The following is a 21,184-nucleotide window of genomic DNA, read 5'->3' on the forward strand; positions in this document are numbered from 1 at the left end:
GGTGGAACGCGGATGATGAGACGCACCACTGCTGGGGGATGGGGCCGCCGGTGCGGTCTGCTGGCCGCCGTCTGCCTGGGCGTGTGGGCCACCTTGTCCGCCGCGGCCACGCCGCCCCCGGCGGAAGCGCCCCCGGTGACGCTGCGCCGCTTCGCGCTGCTCGTAGGCTCCAGCGAGGGCGGCGAGGGGCGCGAGCGGCTGCGCTACGCGGGCTCGGATGCGCTGGCCATGTCCCGCGTGCTGGAGGAACTGGGCGGCGTGGCGGTAGCGGACCGCGTGCTGCTGCTGGAGGCGGACCGCAAGGGCCTGCTGGCGGCGCTGGAGCGGATGCGGGTGCTGGTGGAGGCCGCGACCGCGGACGGCGTTCGCAGCGAGCTGGTGCTCTACTACTCGGGCCACTCGGACGCGGAGGGACTGCTGCCGCGCGGTGAGCGGCTGACCTACGCGGCGCTGAAGCAGGAGCTGGGCGCGGTGCCCGTGGACGTGCGCATCGCGATTCTGGACTCGTGCGGCTCCGGCGCGCTGACGCGCTTCAAGGGTGGGGTGCACCGGCCGGGCTTCCTCATGGACGCGGCGTCGCAGGTGCGGGGCCACGCGTACCTCGCCTCCAGCTCCGCGGACGAAGTGGCGCAGGAGTCGGACACCATCGGCGCGTCCTTCTTCACGCACTTCCTGGTGACGGGCTTGCGCGGCGCGGCGGACGCCAGCGGCGATGGCCGCGTTACCTTGCACGAGGCCTACCAGTTCGCCTTCCACGAGACGCTGGCGCGCACGGAGCGCTCGCAGGGTGGGCCGCAGCACGCGGCCTATGACATCCAGCTTGCGGGCAGCGGCGACCTGGTGCTGACGGACCTGCGCACCTCGCGCGTGCGGCTCACGGTGGCGGCGGACGTGCAGGGCCGCCTCTTCGTGCGTGACTGGGGCAACCAGCTGGTCGCGGAACTGCAGAAGCCCGCGGGCCGGCGCCTGGCGTTGGGGTTGGAGGCGGGGCGCTACCACTTCGTGCTGGAGCGGCCGGCGCAGCGGCTCGAGGCGGAGCTGACGGTGTCGCCGAAGGGGGGCTCGGAGCTGCGCGCGGAGCACTTCGTGCCCATGACACTCACCCGCACGGCGGCTCGAGGCGGGACGGACATGCGGGCCGAGGCCCTGTCCATTGGCGAGCCGGTGGTCCTCGGCGACATGCCCTCGGTGCCCTTCAACCTGTCACTGGTGCCGCCGCTGGCCACCACCGCGCTGTGGGGTGGCGGCGGGCGCAACCACCTGGCGTTGGGCGTGCTGGGCGTGCGCTCGCTGCAGCTCCAGGGATTGGGCGTGGCCGCCGGCGTGGGGTGGGTGGACGGGACGGTGGAGGGGTTCCAGGTGTCGGGCGTGGCGAATGTGGCGGGCGGGGAGATTTTCGGTCTCCAGACGGCGTTCGGCGGCAACCTCGCCTTTGGCGGCGGGACGGGCGGGCAGGTGTCCGCCGTCTTCAACCTGGCCGAGCGGGACTTCACGGGCTTCCAGGTGAGCACCACGGCGAACCGCGCGGCGGCGCGCCTCCGCGGTGTGCAGGCGGCCGTGGGCATCAACCTGGCGGAGCGGCTCACGGGCGCGCAGGTGGGCCTCATCAACATCTCCGGGGACGTCGCGGGCGCGCAGGTGGGCCTCATCAACGTGGCGGCCGAGGTGCGCGGCGTGCAGCTGGGCTTCATCAACATCGCCGACGACGTGTCGGTGCCCATTGGCCTCTTGAGCATCGTCCGCAAGGGGCGCTTCGTGCTGGAGCTCTCCGCCGACGACGTCATGCCCCTGTCGGTGGGCATCAAGTATGGGAGCCGGACGGTCTATGTGCTGGTCACCACGGGCGTGGGGATTGGCGAGGACTCGCTGCGGACCTTCCTCAACCTGGGCCTGGGCGTGCACGTCCCGCTGGATGCCGCGGACCGCTACTCGCTGGACGTGGACCTGTCGTACGGAAGCTGGCAGCCGAACTTCTATGGCTCGGGGCCCAAGAACACGCTGTTCCGGATGCGCGCCACGCTGGGGTGGGAGCTCAAGCGGCGCTTCGCGCTCTTCGGCGGTGTGTCGCTCAACGCGTATGACCCATCCTCCCAGGACGAGGACCGCGACGTGAGCTGGCTGCCGCAGTGGAAGCTGGGGCGCGGCCCCGGCGGCGTCCGCATGTGGCCCGGCCTGTTGCTGGGCGTGCGCATCTGACACGCCGTGGGGTGAAGGGCTTTGATATTGCGATGCAGTATCAAAATTGCTATGACGCCGGAACCCCGCTGAGCCGCGAGCGCTGTTGCCTTGGCCGAGTTCGTCAAATCGTCATTCTTCGCCTATCGCAGGGAGCTCCAGGCCTTCCTGAAGCGGCGTCTGGGTGACCGGCAGCTGGCCGCGGACCTGCTCCAGGACGTCTTCGTCCGCGTGGTGGAGCGGCCGCGCAACAGCGAAGAGGAGAACGCTCGCGCCTACCTGTACCGGGTGGCCACCAACCTGGCGATTGACCACGAGCGGCAGTCGGCGCGGAGGGCCCAGGTGTTCGGAGGCATGGAAGGGGCGGGCGCCACGCCGGACGGACACCCGGCCGCGGACCGCGTCCTGGAGAGCCGGGCGCAGCTGGAGCGGGTGTACGCCGCGCTCGCGAGCCTGCCGCCGCTGACGCAGGAGATATTCCGGCTGGACCGGGTGGAGAGCCTCACCTACCGGCAGGTGGCCGCGCGGCTCGACATCTCCGAAAGCTCCGTGCAGAAGCATCTGGCGCGCGCGCTCAGCCATGCGCTACGAGCACTGGAGGACCCCCCCTGAAGCGGGGGACGTCTCCATGGGCGCCAGGGACATCACCGAGGAGGCGGCGGAGTGGGTCATCCGCAGCCGCCAGCAGGACTTCGCGGACCCCTCCGCGTTGGCGGCGTGGTGCGCGGAAGATCCGCGCCACGCCGAGGCCTTCGAGCGAGCCCAGCACCTGTGGACGTTGCTGGGCGCCGTGCCGCCGTCCAAGGTCCGCGTCAGGCCCCTGCGCGCGCCCCTGTCCCGCTCGCGCCGCGCGGCGCTGGGCGCCATGGCCGCGGGACTCCTGGCGCTCCTGGGCGCGGTGCTGCTGCCGGAGCTCGCGGTGAGCCTGCGGGCGGACTTGCGCACGGGGCGCAACGAGCGGCTGGTGAAGGCGCTCGCGGACGGCACTCGCATCGAACTCGACGCGTCCAGCGCGGTGCAGCTCGCCTTCGACGAACACGAGCGGCGGGTGGTGCTGCTGCGGGGACAGGCCTTCTTCCAGCCCGCGCCGGTGTCACCCGGTGAGTCGCGGCCCTTCGTCGTCGAGTGCCGCAACGGCGTCACCCGCGCGGTGGGGACGAGCTTCGTCGTCCACCAACTGGCGCGCTCGGTGGACGTCGTCGCGGTGGAGCACACGGTGGAGGTGCGCACGCGAGGCGCCGCCGCGTCCTCCGGCTCGCGAACGCTGTCTCCCGGACAGGCCCTGCGCTACACCGATGATGGCCAGGTGGACGTCCGCTCGACGGTGGCGGCGCTCGCGACGCAGTGGCGTCAGGAGCGGTTCGTCCTGGACCGGGTCCAGCTGGCGGATGCCTGCGCGGTGCTGACCCGCTACCACGCCCGTCCCGTGCGGCTGCTGCGCAGGAGCCAGGCCGGCCGGCTGGTGAGCGGCGCCTTCGATACGCGCCAGCCCGACGAGGCCATCCGGATGATTGCTGACCGCTACGGCCTGCGCGTCGTCCAGGTGCCCCTGGCCGGCACCTTCCTGCTCTGAGCTTTTTGTTTCAGAGGGAATTGTCACTTTCTTCGCGCGCCGATTACCGGATGGGTGGGCTCGGTCGTCTTACCTCTTGATTTTGAGAATGAGTTTCCTTCTCACTTGAGTTCATCGAGAGGTCTCGCTTGTCGCAGTCCGTTCTTCGAGTGCCGCCGCGTTTCGTGGCGCTGTCCCTGATTTCCTTCATCAGCTTCGCCACCCCCGCGCTCGCGCGGCAGACGGAGGCTCCCGCGCAGGCGGAGCGCGTCCGGACGGTGGCCTTCTCGATTTCGCCGGGGGATTTGAACACGGGGTTGCTGGCGTTCGCCGAGGCGAGCGGGCTGAAGCTCGTCTTCGACCCCGCGCCCATGTCGGGCCGGACGACGCCGGGCGTGTCAGGCGCGCTGACGGTGCGTGAAGGGCTGACGCGGCTGCTGGCGGGCACGGGCTTCGGCTTCCGGCTGACGGCGGACACGGCCACCCTCATCGCGGGCGCTCCGGCGCAGCAGGCGCCCGCGTCGGCGCCCACCTCGGCGGCGGACGATACGGAGGTCTACCAGCTCAGCGGCATCACCGTGACGGACGACGCGCTCCGCGACGAGGACAGCTATGCGCCGCCGCCCTCGTCGGTCGCGACGAAGACGGAGCTGCCGGTCCGTCAGACGCCGTTCACCATCAACCAGGTCACCGAGGAAATCATCCGCGAGCGCGGTGATGTGAACATCTTCGAGACGCTGGAAGGCTTCGCGGGCGTGTCGACGGTCAGCTCCAACGCGGACATCGGGCAGGGCATCTCCCGCTCCATCAACGTGCGCGGCATGGACCTGGCGGGCTCCGGGCAGGTGCTCGTCAACGGCCAGCGCAGCTACAGCCTGGGCTCGCAGAACCGCAACGCGGACAACCTGGAGCGGGTGGAGCTGCTCCGCGGTCCGGCCGGCCTCTACTACGGCGCGTCGCAGCCCGGCGGCATCATCAACTACGTCTACAAGCGGCCGCAGGAGAAGGCGCGCTACCAGCTCCTGGCGCGCACCGACAGCGCCGTCAGCTACGGCGGCACGTTGGACTTGACGGGGCCGCTGACGAAGGACGGCACGCTCCTCTACCGCGCGGTGGGCAACTACTCACGCTACCAGGACGACCAGGACAACATCTTCTCCAACCCCATCAGCGGAATGGGCGCGGTGACGTGGAAGCCGTCGAGCGAGTTCACCACGAACCTCACCTATGAGTACTACCGCTTCTCGTCCGTGCCGGAGCAGGAGAACAACCGGCTGGATGCCGTCACGGGCGAGTACTTCCCGGTGCCGCGCGACTTCTTCTTCGGCAGCACGAACGACCGCGCCAACCGCGACTCGCACACCGTCGTGCTGAGCGCGGACTGGCGCCCGAGCGAGCGCGTGAAGGTGGCCGCGTACACGAACTTCCAGCGCTCCGACCAGTGGTACCAGAACACGCGCGTGGTGGGCGGTGGCCGCAATGGTATTCCGTCCGCCGCGGACCCGGAAGGCAACGTGCCGCGCTACATCTCCCTGTCGCCGGACAACGAGTACAACAACGTCTCGGCGGGCATGGACCTCTCCGGCCGGCTGGACACCTGGGGCGTGCGGCATGACTGGCTCCTGGGCGGCGGCGCGGGCCTGACGCGCACCCGCTCCGCGGCGATGCCTCCAGACCTCGCCTGTCTCTATGGCCAGGGCACGGCGAACACGGCGACGTGCCCCGCGCCGCTGGAGCCGCGCTCGCTCGCGCCGCCCGACGTCAACCTGTTCGACCCGGACTACAGCGAATGGGGCTCGGCCTCGCTGCGGGAGCAGGGGCGGTTCATGGTGCCCTTCGCTCGCCGCGCTGACTACAACCTCTACCTGCAGGACGTGGCCACGCTGCCCAACGGGTCGACGCGCCTGATGGCGGCGGTGGGCTGGTCCCGCTTCGACAACCTGGGTCGGGGCTCCTACAACTGGGCCACGGGGGAGCGCGGCGCGGACACGCGCAGCGTCGCGAGCGCCTGGACGCCGCGGCTCGCGGTGATGCAGGACCTTGGCGCCAGCTCGACTGTCTATGCGAGCTACGGCCAGAGCTTCAATCCGCAGGCGAGCCTCACGCTGGTCGACGAGGACGGCCAGGCGCTGCTCGACCCCGAGCGGGGCGTGCAGTACGAGGTGGGCTTCAAGCGGGACTTCTTCGGTGGGGAGGGCCTGCTCCAGGTCTCGCTGTTCCGCATCGACAAGAAGAACGTGGCGCGCGCGGCGAACGTCGACACGTGCGACCCGAACCTCACCGACCCGGATGACGAGGGCTTCTGCTACTCGACGCTGGACGGGCTCCAGCGCTCGGACGGCGGGGAGGTTGAGCTGTCCGGAAACCTGACGTCGTGGTGGTCGGGCTCCATTGGCTACAGCTACCTGCAGGCGGAGGTGGTGGAGTCCAATGACTTGCCGAACCTGGGCAGGCAGTTGCCGTACATCCCGCGGCACAGCCTGTCGCTGTGGACGCGCTTCCGCATCCACGAGTGGAGCAACGGCAGCCGGCTGGGCCTGGGCGGCGGCGTGCGGGCGTACAGCAGCGTGACGAATGGCTACGACGCAGAGGGACTGACGGATGTGAACCCGGCCTATGCGCTGGTGAACGTGGGCGCGTTCTATTCGATGCCGCTGTCGACGAGCACGCTCAAGCTGTCGCTGAACGTCAACAACCTGCTCAACCAGACGTATTACGACCGGCGGCGGTACGCGACGAGCGGCACCATCGTCTATGGCAACGAGCGGCGCGCCTTCCTCACGGCGGAGTTCATGCTGTGAGCGCGCCTGTCACGGCGGGGCGGTGGAGCATCGCCTCGCGGGTGGTCGCGGCCATCTTCGGTGGGTATGCGCTGGCGGCGTTCTCCTCGGCGTCGCTGTCGCTGGCGGTGCCGATGGACAAACGCGACGCGGTTCAACTGGGCGTCATGGTGGGCTTCCTGCTGTACGCGGGCGGAATCGTCTGGGCGTTCTCGACGAAGCGCGCCCGCGGCGCGTGGCTGGGCCTGGGCGTGGCGACGCTGCCGTTCCTGATTCTGTTCGGCGTGCTGCGGGGAGGTGCGGCGTGAAGGCGAACTTCCGTCAGTCCATGTCGTGGCTGCACACCTGGGCGGGGCTGGTGCTCGGGTGGTTGCTGTTCGCGGTGTTCCTCACGGGGACCATTGCCTACTTCCGCCAGGAGGTGACGCTCTGGATGCAGCCGGAGTTGCACGGCTCGGTGCCGTCGCCGCGCGCGGCGGAGCTGGGGCTCGCGAAGCTCGCGGAGGTCGCACCGGACGCGAGCAGTTGGACGGTGAACCTGCCGGCGGACCGCAACGAGACGCTCCGCGTTTCGTGGCGGAAGGCGGCCAGTCGCGGCGGCGCCGAGCGCGACGCGGGGCGAGGTGGCGGTCGCGGCGACGGGCTCATCCTGGACGCGTCCACCGGCGAGGTGCTGAAGCCCCGCGCCACGGAGGGTGGGAACTTCCTCTACCGCTTCCACTTCGAGCTGCATGCGATGCCGCGCGCCTGGGCGCGAACCCTCGTGGGCATCGCGACGCTCGTGATGTTCATCGCCATCATCAGCGGCATCATCACGCACCGCCGCTTCTTCATGGACTTCTTCACGTTCCGTCCGTCGAAGGGCCAGCGGAGCTGGCTGGACGCGCACAACGTGACGGCGGTGCTCGCGCTGCCGTTCCACGTGATGATTACGTACTCGGGCCTCCTGCTGGTCGCCGCGAACCTCCTGCCCTGGTCGAGCCAGGTCATCTTCGGAGACAACCCGCGCGCGGCGATGGCGGCCAGCCGGGCCGCGGAGCAGAAGGAAGCCGAGGCCCTGAAGGCCGAGCTCGCGAAGCTGGGCGGCGGCACCAGTGTCCCCATTCCCAAGCTCATGGCGGAGGCGGAGCGTGAGTGGGGACAGCCCGTCAGCCGCATCACGGTGAGCGAGCCGGGCAAGCCTGGCTCCATCGTGGAGTTGCTGCCCACGCGCAATGACAGCCTGATTCTCGAAAGTGGCAGTGGTGGGCTCGGGGGCGTGAAGCTGGCGTTCGTCGCGAAGACCGGCGAGCGCCTGTCGCCGCCCGCGCCGCGTGCTGGGTCCTTCGTCGGCGGACTCCAGGCGTCGCTCGGGAGCTTGCACCGCGCGCGCTTCGCCTCGGTGGGGCTGCGCTGGGTGTTCTTCCTGGCGGGCGTGTGTGGAACGCTGATGATCGCCACGGGCCTGGTCCTCTGGAGCGTGAAGCGCGCGGAGAAGCGCAAGGGCGCCCCGGGGACGTTGGGTCACCGGCTGGTGGACCACCTCAACGTGGGCGCTGTCGCCGGACTGTCCGTGGCGGTCGCCGCGTACTTCTGGGCCAACCGCTTGCTGCCCGTGGACCTCGCGTCGCGAGGTGACCGGGAGATTCAGGTCTTCTTCGCGGTGTGGGCGCTGACCTTCCTGCAGCCGCTCGCGCGGCCGTTGCGGCGCGCGTGGCTGGAGCAGCTCGGGGCGGCGGGGCTGCTCTTCGTGGCCATTCCCGTGCTGAACGCGCTGACGACGGACAGTCACCTGGGCGTGACGATTCCGGCTGGCAAGTGGCTGATCGCGGGCTTCGACATCGTGGCGTTCGTCACGGGGCTCGCGATGCTGCATGCGGCCCGGAAGGTGTGGCGCCGTCGGCAGCCCGTCGCGCCGGTGGCGTCACGTCCCAGTCCTTCTGCGCCGCCCGCGGCGGCGGTGGCGGTGGAGTCATGATGGCGCTGACGACGCTTGCCTTGGCGTTCCTGTCCTTCGTGGCCTTCGCCACGGGGATGAATCGGCACCACGAACAGCTGCGCAAGACGCGGCCAAGCCCGCGCGTGCGGCAGGTCTCCCGGGCGCTCGCCTGGGGCTTGTTGGCGCTGTCGCTCATCCCCTGTGTCATGGCCTATGGCGCCTCCATCGGACTGACGTGGTGGACGGGGCTCCTCACCGCCGCCGCTGTCTCGGTGGTGCTGCTGTTCACCTATCGCCCCACGGCGATTCCAGTCGTCTCCGCCGTCGTGGCGGTGCTCGTCCCGGTCTCCGCCCTGCTCTGAAGGAGTGATGTGATGATGCGCAATCTGCTGGGTGCCCTGGTCCTGTTGTTGCCGCTCACGGCGGCGCGGGCGCATGAGTTCATGGTCATCCCCAGCGCGGCGAAGATGCCCGTTGGGCAGACGATGAAGGCCGCGCTCTTCATGACGGAGACGTTCATCTCGCCGGACCGGATGCCGCCCGCGGAGAACGTGACGCTGGAGTGGGTCCACGGGGACAAGCGCGAGCCGCTGAAGGTGACGCCCGCGGAGAAGCAGCTCGATGCGACCGTCGTCGTGCCGAAGGGAGCGTTCGCGCTGTCCGCGAGCCTGGTGCGGACGCGCGTGGAGCGGCCGAAGGGGCCCAAGAAGGAGGAGGGCGCCGCCGAGGAGGGCCGGATGACCCGGTCCGCTGCGTACTCGAAGTCCTTCGTGAACCTGACGCCGGAGTCGAAGTTCTGGGCCCAGCCGGTGGGGAGCCGGTTGGAGCTGATTCCGCAGGCGAACCCCGCCACGTTGAAGACGGGGACGAAGCTTCAGGTGAAGGCGCTCTTCGACGGGAAGCCGGTGGCGGCGCTGGTGCAGGCGACGTTCGACCGGAAGGGCGCGCCCGGCAAGGGCTTCGCCGTGAAGACGCGCAGCGGTGACGACGGGCTCGCGGAGGTGACGCTGGACCGTCCGGGCCTGTGGGTCATCCGGGTGAAGCACGGCGTCGAGGAGGCCAAGGACGGCTACGTCTTCTACGCCGGCTCCGCGAACCTCACGCTTCGCGTCGAATAGCGAGCGTGCGCGCCTGGGGCAGCAGTCCCCAGGCGCATCCTCCAGGTTCAGCCGCAGCTCAGCGCAGCCACGCCAACACCGCCTGCGGCGCTTCCACGTGGACGAAGTGCCCGGCCTCCGGCAGCGTCTCCACCGGGCAGCCCGCGGCCACCAGGCGCACTACGTCCGCGTCGCTCACGTACTTCGAGCTGCCACCCCGGAGGCCCCGCGTGGGTGGCCCGCCCTGGCGCTCCACCGCCGCCCACAGGTCGGTGTCATTCACGCGCGAGTGCAGGTCCGCCAGTCCCTGCCGGTCGAAGCGCCAGCGCACGCCGTGCTCCTCCGTCACCAGGTTCATCAGCAGCCAGTCCGCCAGCGGCTCCGACAAGCCGCGGCCGGTGAGCTCCGCGCGCATCGCCCGGCGGTTCTCCGCCTGGGCCGGGGCCTGGAGCAGGATGCCCAGCACCTTGCCACTCTCCGACAGGTCCCCCGGGACAGGCCCCGGGGCGATGTCGAGCAGCGACACGCTCCTGACGGCCTCCGGCACATTCAGGCTCGCGGCGAGCGTCACCCGTCCTCCCAGGGAATGCCCCACCCAGTCGAACGGGCCTTGGAACCCCTGCGCACGCGCGGTGTCCACCACGTCCCGGGCCATGCTGTAGAGGTCCGAGTTCGCCGGCAGGGCAGGGGACGTCCCGTGCCCGGTGAGGTCCGGCAGGAGGATGCGCCGGCTCGGGTCCGCCGCGCTCCACGCCGCCGCCAGCGAGCGCAGGTTGCGCCCCGTGCCCAGGAAGCCGTGCAGCATCACCGTGGGCACATCGCCCTCACCCACCAGGAAGCTCTCGAGGACCATGCGATTCGTGCCTTTCTCTCCACCCCGTTCGCCTTGACGCGGGGCGGGCCGTGCCGCTTCATACCTTGAACGCCCTGCCTGACGAGGTCTTCCGCGTGCCTACCGTTGCCTTGCTGTTCTTCGTGCTCGCCTCCACTCCCGCGAACACGGCCCCCGCCGACCCGAAGGCCGCCATCACCGCCGTGCTGGATGACTGGCACCAGGCCGCCGCCGCCGCGGACGAGGCGCGCTACTTCGGCCACTTCACCGAGGACGCGGTGTACCTGGGCACCGACGCCACCGAGCGTTGGACCCGTGACGCGTTCCGCGCGTGGGCCAGGCCGTACTTCGCCAAGGGCAAGGCCTGGAACTTCAAGGCGACGTCGCGGCACATCGCCTTCTCGAAGGACGGCGCGGTGGCCTGGTTCGATGAGACGCTGGACACGCCCAACCTGGGACCCAGCCGCGGCAGCGGCGTGCTGGTGAAGGACGGCGGCACCTGGAAGATTGCGCAGTACAACCTCGCCATCCCCGTGCCCAACGACGTGCTGCCGGAGGTGAAGCGGCGCATCGAGCGGCACCTGGCCCGGGGCCAGAAGACGCCCGGGAAGTCGTCCACTTGGAAGGCGCCGCCCGCCAGGGTGCCCGCGCCTCAGACGCCGCCCATCAAGGAGAAGCTGCCCGCGCCGGCGAACTAGCCTCCTCACCACCCGAAGGGATACGTGTCGGGCGTGGCGCGCGGAGCATGAGGTAGTCAACTTCCGGAGGCCCCGGGCGATAATCCTGAGACCCATGTCCAAGGTCTCCAGGCTCGTCCCGTCCGCCCCCAGGTTCCCTGCTCGCGCCGAGAACGACACGGCCCGCCGTCCTGCCGTTGACGCTGCGCGACAGCAGGCCAGCGCGCTTCGGAATCCCTACCAGGCGCTGGACGGGCTCGACCTGTCGAAGGCCATGGCTCGGGCGCCGGTGTCCCTGGACGGCGCGGCCTCCGCCGGGTCCGTGGCGGCGAAGGCGGGTCGCGACGCCTCCGACAAGAAGACCATCCGGGTGGAGACGGGCGTCACCCAGGGGCCGTTTGGCGTCTCGCTGCGCCACCACATCGAAATCAGCGTGACGCCGCTGGACCTGGGGATTCCACCCGAGCAGCTCGACGCGGAGCTGGCGCGCGCCACGGCGGAGAAGCACGCGGACGACATGAAAGCCTACGGGGCGGACATGCAGGCCGCGGGCTTCGACTCGTTCAAAGCGTGGTCGGAGGCCAAGGGCTACTACGGCTCGCCGTCGCATCAGGCCTGGGCGGAGGCCGCCAGCGCCCGCACGGGCGGGCAGATTCCCGCGAGCTGGTGGATGGAGTTCGACCCCTTCGGTGGCACCGCGGGCAACGGCCCCCACATCCTGCCGGGAGGCGAGTACCCGTCGCCCATCAGCAAGATTGCGATGGCGCACGACACCGACTGGAGCCTGGGCCGCCACTTCGGCGTGGGGCCCTTGAGCCAGCTCCAGGACGCGCCCGACGTGGAGGACCTCGGACCCCTGGGGTTGGACCCGCGGCTGGGCGGCGAGCTCTACATCCTGGGCCACGCGGACTGGGATGTGGACTACGGCAGCGCGGTGGACCTGCCCGGGCCCTGAGGCGGAGGCCGGCCCGCGACGCAGGCGAACCAGGAGTTGCGCACCGTTGCCGACGGACGTGCCCGAGGGCAACTTCAGGCCGCACCTGAAGGGTTTCATTGCGCTACGCACCGGTCACTTCCGTCTGTCCAAACTTGCCTCGAACTGGATGCAAGGGCGCCCTGGTGGGTGGGAAAACGAGCCACGGCAGCTCGCACCGGATGCGCTCGGTTCTGGCTCCCCAGGGGGCGCGCTGCGAGACTCGGGCGCGCTTCGAGCACTCTCGCTGTCGCGCGTGGCGGGCAGAACCCCATTCGTCTGGACATGACCATGCGCCTCCGCGCCTGCGCCGCACTTCTGCTCTTTCTCTCAGCCTGTGCTGCGTCGGCGCCGAGCCCGAAAGGCCCAGCAGTCCGGAACGCGAGGGTCGCCAACCTCCAGAGAGCGGCGACGCTGCCGTGGGCGGACGGGGGGCGATGCGTGGTGCGGGAGGCATCCAACGAATGGGCCGTGCTTGTGGAGCGGTGCTATCACGCGCTCGACCATGGCCGCATTGAGTTCCGCGATGTCACGGGAAGATGCTCTATCGCCTCCGCGAGGGCCGCTGCTATTGGGTTGGGCGTCTGCATCCTGATAGCACCCGAGATAGTCGTTGGAGCTGTGATTGTTGTTGGTGTGGTGGCGATGGCAGTCGCCATCAAAGAGGAGTTGGATGCATACCGTAGGGCATCTCGTGAGCGAGCCAAGCCCGAGAATCAAACGCGGCCATCCAATGAGCAGGAGCGTTTGACGCACCGCAAGCCCAACCCCGAGCCATCAGGGCAGGACTTGCTTCCTCCGGTACCTACCGAGCAGCCATTGGAGCGAGAGCGCCGCCCGGAGTGCAGTCCCGTTCCGGTGCCGCACGCGGGCAAGGATGCCCCGCATAACGATTGTGCCGACACGTTTCCGCCGAACCGCTTCCCTGGCATGGACGTGCTCGTGAACGGAGTACGGTTCGATGCGCTGCAAGTCGGCGTGCGCGTGCTGTGGGAGATCAAGACCCATCGGTTTGATAGGTACAATGCATTCGTCCAGGAAATTGAGATCAAGAAAGAACTCAAGCAAGTCAGGAAGGAGCACGCCATCGCCGTTGCATGTGGATATGACTTCGTCATCGGGGTGAGCACCCAAGCGCACAAAGACGCTCTGCTACGAGAGGCGCCGTTCCTCAATATCGTCGTCACGGGATGCAAACGATGACTCAGCGAAGAACTCTCGACCTTATCACCTATGCGCCTGCGCTCGTGGGCAAAGACGGTCGCACGGTCGACGTCATCCATGGAATGGAGAAGACGCTCCCCGGCTTGCGTCTGGAATGGCGGCTCTCCGCAGGAGGGCGTCCCATCCCATTGCCACAGCGCGACGCATGGCTCGTAGAAAGCATTGAGGACGGGGAATTCCCTATTGTGTGCAACGGAGACGCGAATCATCCCATGACAGTTTTTGGAAGTGAAAATTCGGGACTCTTCAGCCCAGGCGGTCAGCCACAGTTTGAAGTCCACGCGAAAATGCCACTGGACGAGCCTGTTATCACGGCAGCGGCGGCTGTGCTTGAAGCCGTGGCGGAAGGGGCGCGCGCCTTCTGGGGACGTGCGACGCCGGACGCCGCTGCGGTGGATATCGCGTATCAGACAGCACCCACGCTGCAAGGGCCGCCGTCCCCACGCCGGGGGCTGCCTGCCCTGAAGCTCTTCCATCACATCCGCTCGCCTGAGATTCCCTACTACCTTGGGTGGCTGAACTACTGGTCTGCCGCTGCCGCGAAGGCCATCGGATTCCCGGACCCGACCCGCGACACGGACCTGCTTTCACGGGCGCGGCGCACGGCGACGGGCGGGTGGGTTGTGCAGCTCACCGACGCGCCGCTCGACCTCGACAACCCCGCCCACCTGGACGCGCTGAAACGGGCCTACGAGCGCTTCCCGGCAATTGGGGGGCGCTCGGCGCCTTGACTCCTCGAATCGGGGCGCCCAGCGCGTGCGACGGGCAGCGCACCCGGGCCATCATCGGAATCCGACGGCCGCGCCACCACCGCGAGCGGCCGCGTGACGTCAGGCCCCCCGCGCCCCGGTGCGCTGCCGCCACGCGCCGAGGATGTGCTCGGCCACCGCGTCCACGCCCACGTCCTGGGTGACCTGGGTGAAGACGAAGGGCCCGTCGCCGCGCATCTTCCGCGCGTCACGGTCCATCACCCCCAGGTCCGCGCCGACATACGGCGCCAGGTCCGTCTTGTTGATGACCAGCAGGTCGGACTGGGTGATGCCGGGGCCGCCCTTGCGCGGCACCTTGTCCCCACCGGCCACGTCGATGACGTAGACGGTGTAGTCCGCCAGCTCGCGGCTGTACTGCGCCGCCAGGTTGTCGCCGCCGCTCTCGACGATGAGCAGCTCCGGCGACAGCGCCTCCATCAGTTGTTCCAGCGCCAGCAGGTTGTGGCTGATGTCCTCGCGGATGGCCGCGTGGGGGCAGCCGCCCGTCTCCACCGCCTTGATACGGTCCGGGGACAGCGCCTGGTGACGGACGAGGAACTCCGCGTCCTCCTGGGTGAAGATGTCGTTGGTGACGACGCCCAGGCGATGGCGTTCGCGCAGCTTGCGGCACAGCGCCAGCACCAGCGCCGTCTTCCCGCTGCCCACCGGCCCGCCAATGCCAATGGTGAAGGCGCGTGCCTTGTAGTCGCGCCGCTGAGGCTCCTCGCGCTCGTGGTAGTGGCCCGGGTGGTCCCACTCCTCGTGCTCGTGGTCATGGTCGTCATCGTGTCCGTGGCCGCGGTGGTCGTCGTGCATGTGCGCTTCACCTCCCTCAGGACTGGAACAGCCTGGAATAGAGCCGGTCGTGCGTGGCGCCGAACAAGTCGAGCAGGGGAGATGGCTGCGCCAGCGCCTCCACCCCCAGCCCCGCGCACTGCGCCAGCACTTCGTCCAGCAGGGGCGTGGCCTGGTGCTGGAGTTGGTGGGACTCATGCGTGCCCGCGATGCCCAGCCGCACCGCCGCGGACAGCGCGCCCCTCAAGGTGAGGGACAGGAAGAGCTGCTGCGCGTCCTCCAGCGACACGTCCAGCGCGTGCAGCACCGCGCCGAACACGGGCGCATGGTGGAAGCACAGCCCGGCGGCGCGGGCCGCCTCGCGGACCGGCGTCACCGGCCGGGGAAAGATGCGCGCACAGGTGTCCAGGAAGGCCCGGCCCTGCGTGCGGCTGGCGCGGTTGGCCATGTGACTGGAGAGAAACGCCTCCGCGCGTGCGTCCAACGCGGGCAGCGACGTGGGCTCCCGGTGCGCGGCGCTCAAGAGCGGCAGCGCGCCCTGGCCCGTCTGCCACAGCAGGTCCCGCACGAAGCGCCGCAGCTCCGCGGGGCCGCGCACCTCGCCCAGTTGCACCGCGGCCTCCAGTCCGCCGGAGTGCGCGAAGCCGCCGGTGGGAAAGCCGGAGTCCGAAAGCTGCAACACCCGCCACGTCGAGCCCATGCCTCGCGTCCCTCTCAGAACAATGAATAGAGCTGGGCCAGGGGCAGGCGGCTGGCGGGCTCACAGCGAAGCAGCTCGCCGTCCGCGCGGACCTCATAGGTCTCCGGGTCCACGGTGAGGGTGGGCAGCGCGTCGTTGAGCTTCATGTCCTTCTTGCCCAGGGCGCGGCAGCCGCTCACCGCGACCAGCCGCTTGGTGAGCCCCAGCTCCTTCACCGTGCCCTCGGCGAAGGCGCGTCCGGAGATGAAGGCCACACTGGTGGCGCCTGTCGCGCGGCCTCGAGCGCCGAACATCGGCCGCATCATGTAGGGCTGCGGCGTGGGGATGGAGGCGTTGGCGTCCCCCATCTGCGCCCAGGCGATGAAGCCGCCCTTCACCACCAGCTCCGGCCGGATGCCGAAGAAGGCCGGGTTCCACAGCACCAGGTCCGCCAGCTTGCCCACCTCCACCGAGCCCACCTCGTGGGACAGTCCGTGGGCGATGGCGGGGTTGATGGTGTACTTCGCCACGTAGCGGCGGATGCGGAGGTTGTCGTTGTCGCCGCGCTCGTCGGAGAGCCTGCCGCGCTGCTCGCGCATCTTGTGCGCCGTCTGCCACGTCCGGCAGATGACCTCGCCCACGCGGCCCATGGCCTGGCTGTCGGAGGCCATGATGCTGATGGCGCCCAAATCATGGAGGATGTCCTCCGCGGCGATGGTCTCCCCCCGGATGCGGCTCTCCGCGAAGGCCACGTCCTCGGGAATCTCCCGGTCCAGGTGGTGACACACCATGAGCATGTCCAGGTGCTCATCCAGCGTGTTCACCGTGTACGGGCGCGTGGGGTTCGTCGAGCTGGGCAGCACGTTGGGCTCGCCGCACACGCGGATGATGTCCGGAGCGTGCCCGCCGCCCGCGCCCTCGGAGTGGTACGTGTGGATGGTGCGGCCCTTGAACGCGGCAAGCGAGTCATCCACGTAGCCGGACTCATTCAGCGTGTCCGTGTGGATGGTGACCTGGATGTCCTCGCCCTCGGCCAGGGTGAGGCAGGTGTCGATGGCGGCAGGCGTGGTGCCCCAGTCCTCGTGCAGCTTCAGGCCGATGGCGCCCGCGCGAACCTGCTCCAGCAGTCCCTGCGGCAGGGACGTGTTGCCCTTGCCGGTGAGGCCGATGTTGAGCGGAATCGTGTCCGTGGCCTCCAGCATCCGCTGGAGGTTCCACGCGCCGGGCGTGCAGGTGGTGGCCTTGGTGCCCGTGGCGGGCCCGGTGCCGCCGCCCACCCAGGTGGTGACGCCGCTGGCCAGCGCCTCGTCCGCCTGCTGGGGACAGATGAAGTGGATGTGCGTGTCCAGCGCGCCCGCGGTGACGATGAGGCCCTCACCGGAGATGGCCTCCGTGGTGACGCCCACCACCATGCCCGGTGTCACGCCCGCCATGACGTCCGGGTTGCCCGCCTTGCCGATGCCCGCGATGCGGCCGCCCTTGATGCCGATGTCCGCCTTGTAGATGCCCGTCCAGTCGAGGATGAGCGCGTTGGTGATGACGCAGTCGAGCGCGTCCGCGTCCCCCACGCCGGCCTGCTGGCCCATGCCCTCGCGCAGCACCTTTCCGCCGCCGAACTTGCACTCGTCGCCGTACACGGTGGCGTCGCGCTCCACCTCCGCCCAGAGCGCCGTGTCCCCCAGCCGCACCCGGTCTCCCGTGGTGGGGCCGAACATGTCCGCGTAGTGGCGGCGGTCCATCTTCCGGCTCATCAGCGCTCCTCCTCGTGGCCGAAGCCCTGCGCGCGCACCGCTTCCAATGCGCGCTCGCGGCCCTCCGGTGTCACCTTGCCGCTGCCCAGCGCGTTGCCGCCGCGCACCACCGCGCCGCCGGCGATGGAGACCAGCTCCACCGTCTTGCGCTCACCCGGCTCGAAGCGCACCGCGGTGCCCGCGGGGATGTTCAGCCGGCGGCCGTAGGCCCGGGCCCGGTCGAACACCAGCGCGCGGTTCGTTTCGAAGAAGGGGTAGTGGCTGCCCACCTGGATGGGCCGGTCGCCCCGGTGGGTGACGCTCACGGTGACGGTGTCGCGTCCCTCGTTGAGGACGACGTCGCCCGGCCGCACGCGCACCTCGCCGGGGCGCCCTTCCGCCTGCGTGGCCGCGCCGAAGCGCTCCAGCGGGGGCACCGGGAGGAAGCTGCCGTACAGCGCGAGCGCCAGGTCGCCGTGCTCGGCCACCACGGGGTGGTGCACCGTCACCAGCTTGGAGCCGTCCGGGAAGGTGCCCTCCACCTGCACCTCCGCCAGCATCTCCGGCACGCCGTCCATCACCTGCGCGCGTCCCAGGAGCTGACGCCCCAGGTCCATCAGCTCGGCCACGCCCCGGCCGTCGCGGATGAACTCCAGGAGCTGCGTGGCGATGAGCGCCACCGCCTCCGGGTAGTTCAGCCGCACCCCGCGCGCGAGGCGCTTCTGGGCGAGGAAGCCGGCCTGATGCAGCAGCAGCTTGTCGACATCGCGAGGGGACAGGTGCACCCCACCAGCTTAGCGCGCCGCGTCAACGGCTTCCAAGCGGGCCCCGTCAGGCGCGGCGGGCCCAGGGGTCATCGCCCAACAGCGCGGGGAGGAAGGACAGCCACGCGTGTGTGGTGTGCAACAGCGCCTCCACGGAGACGGCCGCGGCCCGGAGGAGCAGGCCGTCCTCGCCCAGGGGGCTGACGGCGGGCACGAGCTCCGCGCGCGAGGTCACCGGCAGCGCGGCGAGCTGGGCGGAGAGTGGCCCCCGGGCCTCCGCGAGCCTGGGGCCCACCAGCAGCACGGTGGCCAGCGCGTTGAAGCGGCCCAGGCGCTCGGGCAGCGCGCCATGCCGTGGTTCCAACAGCCAGCGCTCGTCCACGAGCGCACGGCCACCCACGGTGACGCGCAGGGTGGAGTCGTAGTGGGCGAAGGCCCATCGTTCACCACTGGCGCCGCGGCCGGAGGTGAGGACGTCCATGAGCACCAGCGAGGCGCCGGGCGCGAGCCGCACGTCCAGCGTCTGGGCATACCGGGCGCCGGCGAAGCACGCGGTGGGGTCCGGGACGAAGGCCAGCAGCGCGCCCTCCTCCACGCGGGCGGCCAGGTCGCTCCGGCAGCCTCGGGGTGAGCGGTAGACGCGGTTGGCGCCCTGGCTGGCCAGGAGCGCCGTGGCGCCCGGGGCCACGTCCACCTCCAGGGAGACCTGGTCGCCGTCCACCAGGCCGCCTCCGAAGGAGCTGGTGTAGGCCCAGGCCGCGTGGCCGTGGTTCCGGGGCGTGAGCAGCCGCAGCGGGCTGTGCGCCAGCGCGGTGCGGACGACGGTGCGAGGACCGACGCGCTCGAAGGCGAGCCGCGCGCGCCCGGCCCTCGGGGGTTCAGCCACCGCCATCTGCTCGGACGCCCTCATGGGGACGAGCCTGCGGCAGACGCGGCCGGAGCACAACGCCGGGGGCGCGGCCCACCCCCGGCCACGCGGCCAGGGCGATTGTCGTGAAAATATAGGTCGAATGACCTAATAAATGTTTCGAGCGGCGTGGATGGCCCACGCCAGGCGGGTGGAGCGCGCAATGGTGGCTGAGGACAGTGTCGTTCTGGTGGGGGGCTACGGCGTGGTGGGGACGTGGCTCGCGCGGTTGCTGCGGGAGCGGCATCCGGACCTTCCGCTGGTCATCGCGGGCCGTCGCCGCGAGCCCGCGGAGGCGTTGGCCCGGCGCCTGGGGAACGCGGAGGCGGCGGTGCTGGACGTGACGGCGTCCGATCCGCTGGCGTCCCTGTCCGGACGGCCCAGGGCCGTGGTGTCGCTGGTCAATGACCCGGACGATGCGGTGCTGCGCGCGGCGGTCCGGGAGGGCGTGGCGGTGCTCGACATCACCCGCTGGACGTCGCGCGTGAAGTCGGCGGTGCTGCGGCTGTCGGGGACGCCTCCTCGGGCACCCGTCCTGCTCAGCTCCGCGTGGATGGCGGGGCTGGTGCCCAGGCTCGTCGCGGGCGCGGCGGAGCGGGTGGGCGGCGTCGAGCGCGTCGACGTGGGCATCCGCTTCGCCCTGGCGGACCAGGCGGGCCCGGACTCGCTGGAGTACATGGACCGGCTGGGGACGGCCTTCGACGTCACGGAGGGAGGGAAGGAGCGGCAGGTGATGCCGCTGACGGACGGACGGCGGGTGATGTTCCCGGATGGGCGGCCCACGCGGGTCTTCCGGCTCGACACGCCCGAGCAGGCCACGCTGCCGCTGGTGCTGGGCGCGCGCACGGTGTCGACGCGGCTGGGGTTCGACTCGGGCGCCGTCACCTGGATGCTCGCGGCGCTCCAGCAGGTGGGGCTGCTCCGGCTGCTCCAGCATCCCCGCCTGACGTCCGTGCGGCGCGCGCTGATGACCGGCAGCGGCACGGGCGGTGAGGCGGCGTGGGTGGCGGACGTGGAGGGCCCTCGCGGCGCGCTGCGCATCGAGGTGGTGGACCCGAAGGGCCAGGCCCACCTCACGGCGGTGGGCGCGGCGCTGGGGACGGAGCGGCTCCTGGGGTTGGATGGCGCGCCGCCTCCCGCCGCGGGCGTGTGGTTCCCGGAGCACGACGCGCGGATGGAGCAGGCCCTGGAGTCCCTGCGCGCGTGCGGCGTCCAGGTGCGTCTCCAGGAGCCACGGCGCCAGGAGGCGGCCTGATGCCACGCGCCACGCGGGGGAAGCTGCCGTCGTCGAAGCCTCGCGAGGGGACCGCCGTCCACGCCAAGGGGACCGAACGCGTGGCGTCCATCCTGGATGCGGCCACCGACACCCTGGTGGATGAGGGCCACTCGGGGCTCACGCTGCGCCGGGTGGCGCAGCGGGCGGGGCTCAGCGTGGGCAACCTCCAGTACTACTTCCCCGCGAAGCAGGACGTGGTGCGGGCGCTGCTCGCGCGCTACCTGGAAGCGGCCAGCCTGCGGGTGCATGCGCGGGTGGAGGAAGGCGGCAGCGCGCCGGTGGAGAGGTTCCGGCGCGCGGTGGAGGCCCTGCTGGAGGACCAGGCGTCACCGCGGCATTGTCAGCTCTTCGCGGAGTTGTGGGCGCTCGCCGCGCGGGATGAGATGGTCGCGGACGCGCTCGCCGTCTTCTACGCGGGCTTCCGGGCGGGCGTCGTGGCGCTGCTGCGTGAACTGGCTCCCGGCCTCGGCCCGTCTCGCCTGGAGCGGCGCGCGGCGCTGGTGGTCGCCTTCCTGGAGGGGCTGTCCCTCTTCGGAGGGGGCGGCGCGCTCCGGAGGGCCTCGGTGCCGGGGTTGGAGCAGGAGCTGCGCGCCGTGCTGGAGGAAGCCCTGGCGGGCGTCCCCACCGCATCGCGGCTATGAGTCGGCCGGGCCACCCTCGTCATCCGCGACGAGCACCGACTTGAGCTTGTCCATGGCCAGCGGCGGTACGTCCGTGAAGGCCAGTCCGACTTCAAAGCGCGCCACCGCGTCCTTGGCGAGCTTGCGCGTCCAGGCCACCCGCGCCTTGCACTCCACCGAGGAGCCGTCGCGCAGGAACAGGTCCAGCTCCAGCTCGGAGTCCTGGGTGTACAGCTCGTCGGAGTAGATGCGGATGCCGCCCAGGCTGGCGTCCAGCACCTGCTGCTTGTCCACGCGCCTCAGTCGCGCGGGCCGGGCATAGAGCGGCGCCTCGAGCCGAGGAAAGCGACGACGATCCATGGGGGATTCATTCACGCTTGCGCTGTTCATGTTCCAGCCTTCTCCGGGGGGGAAGTCCGGCCGGGCCCCCGGGCGA

The 21,184-nt window shown here is 70.4% G+C and carries 21 protein-coding genes; 14 read left to right on the plus strand and 7 right to left on the minus strand.

Annotated elements, in window-relative coordinates:
* Nucleotides 1–12: 12 nt before the first annotated feature.
* The 8 genes from KGD87_RS30955 (at nucleotide 13) to KGD87_RS30990 (ending at nucleotide 9,543) form a co-directional block, all read left to right on the plus strand.
* Nucleotides 13–2,196 carry a caspase family protein gene (locus KGD87_RS30955; RefSeq protein ID WP_284664543.1) on the plus strand — a complete coding sequence of 728 codons (2,184 nt, stop codon included), beginning with the start codon at nucleotides 13–15 and terminating at the stop codon, nucleotides 2,194–2,196.
* 90 nt (nucleotides 2,197–2,286) lie between these two features.
* Nucleotides 2,287–2,787, plus strand: coding sequence for an RNA polymerase sigma factor (locus tag KGD87_RS30960; protein WP_284664544.1), 501 nt, complete (start codon nucleotides 2,287–2,289; stop codon nucleotides 2,785–2,787).
* A 16-nt stretch (nucleotides 2,788–2,803) separates the two neighbouring features.
* Nucleotides 2,804–3,748, plus strand: coding sequence for a FecR family protein (locus KGD87_RS30965; RefSeq protein ID WP_284664545.1), 945 nt, complete (start codon nucleotides 2,804–2,806; stop codon nucleotides 3,746–3,748).
* Nucleotides 3,749–3,876: 128 nt separating this feature from the next.
* A complete protein-coding gene (locus KGD87_RS30970) occupies nucleotides 3,877–6,528 on the plus strand; it encodes a TonB-dependent siderophore receptor (protein ID WP_284664546.1) in 2,652 nt (883 codons plus the stop codon).
* Nucleotides 6,525–6,815, plus strand: a complete 291-nt coding sequence (locus tag KGD87_RS30975) for a hypothetical protein (protein WP_284664547.1) — start codon at nucleotides 6,525–6,527, stop codon at nucleotides 6,813–6,815. The genes KGD87_RS30970 and KGD87_RS30975 overlap by 4 nt, the downstream gene beginning before the upstream one ends.
* Nucleotides 6,812–8,464 carry a PepSY-associated TM helix domain-containing protein gene (locus KGD87_RS30980; RefSeq protein ID WP_284664548.1) on the plus strand — a complete coding sequence of 551 codons (1,653 nt, stop codon included), beginning with the start codon at nucleotides 6,812–6,814 and terminating at the stop codon, nucleotides 8,462–8,464. The genes KGD87_RS30975 and KGD87_RS30980 overlap by 4 nt, the downstream gene beginning before the upstream one ends.
* A complete protein-coding gene (locus tag KGD87_RS30985) occupies nucleotides 8,461–8,787 on the plus strand; it encodes a DUF3325 domain-containing protein (RefSeq protein ID WP_284664549.1) in 327 nt (108 codons plus the stop codon). The genes KGD87_RS30980 and KGD87_RS30985 overlap by 4 nt, the downstream gene beginning before the upstream one ends.
* Nucleotides 8,788–8,799: 12 nt before the next feature.
* Complete coding sequence (locus KGD87_RS30990; RefSeq protein WP_284664550.1) at nucleotides 8,800–9,543, plus strand: DUF4198 domain-containing protein; 744 nt, start codon at nucleotides 8,800–8,802, stop codon at nucleotides 9,541–9,543.
* 58 nt (nucleotides 9,544–9,601) lie between these two features.
* Here KGD87_RS30990 and KGD87_RS30995 read toward each other — a convergent pair whose 3' ends face one another.
* Nucleotides 9,602–10,375 (minus strand): alpha/beta fold hydrolase, encoded by a 774-nt coding sequence (locus KGD87_RS30995; RefSeq protein WP_284664551.1) that lies wholly within the window; start codon nucleotides 10,373–10,375, stop codon nucleotides 9,602–9,604.
* A gap of 95 nt (nucleotides 10,376–10,470) precedes the next feature.
* Here KGD87_RS30995 and KGD87_RS31000 point away from each other — a divergent pair, with 95 nt between their 5' ends.
* The 4 genes from KGD87_RS31000 (at nucleotide 10,471) to KGD87_RS31015 (ending at nucleotide 13,959) form a co-directional block, all read left to right on the plus strand.
* A complete protein-coding gene (locus KGD87_RS31000) occupies nucleotides 10,471–11,052 on the plus strand; it encodes a nuclear transport factor 2 family protein (protein WP_502887973.1) in 582 nt (193 codons plus the stop codon).
* A 94-nt stretch (nucleotides 11,053–11,146) separates the two neighbouring features.
* Nucleotides 11,147–11,986 (plus strand): hypothetical protein, encoded by an 840-nt coding sequence (locus tag KGD87_RS31005; protein WP_284664553.1) that lies wholly within the window; start codon nucleotides 11,147–11,149, stop codon nucleotides 11,984–11,986.
* Nucleotides 11,987–12,649: 663 nt separating this feature from the next.
* Nucleotides 12,650–13,207 (plus strand): DUF6310 domain-containing protein, encoded by a 558-nt coding sequence (locus tag KGD87_RS36995; protein ID WP_350100473.1) that lies wholly within the window; start codon nucleotides 12,650–12,652, stop codon nucleotides 13,205–13,207.
* Nucleotides 13,204–13,959 (plus strand): DUF5953 family protein, encoded by a 756-nt coding sequence (locus KGD87_RS31015; RefSeq protein WP_284664555.1) that lies wholly within the window; start codon nucleotides 13,204–13,206, stop codon nucleotides 13,957–13,959. The genes KGD87_RS36995 and KGD87_RS31015 overlap by 4 nt, the downstream gene beginning before the upstream one ends.
* Before the next feature lie 99 nt (nucleotides 13,960–14,058).
* Here KGD87_RS31015 and ureG read toward each other — a convergent pair whose 3' ends face one another.
* Genes ureG through KGD87_RS31040 form a run of 5 tightly spaced genes read right to left on the minus strand, consistent with a single transcriptional unit; the run spans nucleotide 14,059 to nucleotide 18,855 of the window.
* Nucleotides 14,059–14,793, minus strand: coding sequence for an urease accessory protein UreG (ureG, locus tag KGD87_RS31020; protein ID WP_284664556.1), 735 nt, complete (start codon nucleotides 14,791–14,793; stop codon nucleotides 14,059–14,061).
* Between the two features lie 16 nt (nucleotides 14,794–14,809).
* Nucleotides 14,810–15,472: an urease accessory protein UreF gene (locus tag KGD87_RS31025; RefSeq protein ID WP_284664557.1), complete on the minus strand. Its 663-nt coding sequence runs from the start codon at nucleotides 15,470–15,472 to the stop codon at nucleotides 14,810–14,812.
* Between the two features lie 14 nt (nucleotides 15,473–15,486).
* Nucleotides 15,487–17,202, minus strand: a complete 1,716-nt coding sequence (ureC, locus tag KGD87_RS31030) for an urease subunit alpha (RefSeq protein WP_284664558.1) — start codon at nucleotides 17,200–17,202, stop codon at nucleotides 15,487–15,489.
* Nucleotides 17,202–17,966: an urease subunit gamma gene (ureA, locus tag KGD87_RS31035; protein ID WP_284664559.1), complete on the minus strand. Its 765-nt coding sequence runs from the start codon at nucleotides 17,964–17,966 to the stop codon at nucleotides 17,202–17,204. Before ureA ends, ureC begins: the two co-directional genes overlap by 1 nt.
* A 46-nt stretch (nucleotides 17,967–18,012) precedes the next feature.
* On the minus strand, nucleotides 18,013–18,855 hold the full coding sequence (locus tag KGD87_RS31040; RefSeq protein ID WP_284664560.1) for an urease accessory protein UreD: 843 nt from the start codon (nucleotides 18,853–18,855) through the stop codon (nucleotides 18,013–18,015).
* Between the two features lie 160 nt (nucleotides 18,856–19,015).
* Here KGD87_RS31040 and KGD87_RS31045 point away from each other — a divergent pair, with 160 nt between their 5' ends.
* Together KGD87_RS31045 and KGD87_RS31050 are read left to right on the plus strand one after the other, a co-directional pair.
* A complete protein-coding gene (locus KGD87_RS31045; RefSeq protein ID WP_284664561.1) occupies nucleotides 19,016–20,107 on the plus strand; it encodes a saccharopine dehydrogenase family protein in 1,092 nt (363 codons plus the stop codon).
* The gene (locus KGD87_RS31050) at nucleotides 20,107–20,769 is read left to right on the plus strand and encodes a TetR/AcrR family transcriptional regulator (protein ID WP_284664562.1); all 663 of its coding nucleotides are present in this window, start codon (nucleotides 20,107–20,109) and stop codon (nucleotides 20,767–20,769) included. The genes KGD87_RS31045 and KGD87_RS31050 overlap by 1 nt, the downstream gene beginning before the upstream one ends.
* On the opposite strand, the gene KGD87_RS31055 is transcribed toward KGD87_RS31050, so the two are convergent.
* Nucleotides 20,764–21,108 carry a PilZ domain-containing protein gene (locus tag KGD87_RS31055; protein ID WP_284664563.1) on the minus strand — a complete coding sequence of 115 codons (345 nt, stop codon included), beginning with the start codon at nucleotides 21,106–21,108 and terminating at the stop codon, nucleotides 20,764–20,766. The two genes, KGD87_RS31050 and KGD87_RS31055, sit on opposite strands and share 6 nt — an antisense overlap.
* Nucleotides 21,109–21,184 lie beyond the last annotated feature (76 nt).

It is taken from the genome of Myxococcus sp. SDU36 (assembly GCF_030168875.1).
Lineage (GTDB): Bacteria > Myxococcota > Myxococcia > Myxococcales > Myxococcaceae > Myxococcus > Myxococcus vastator.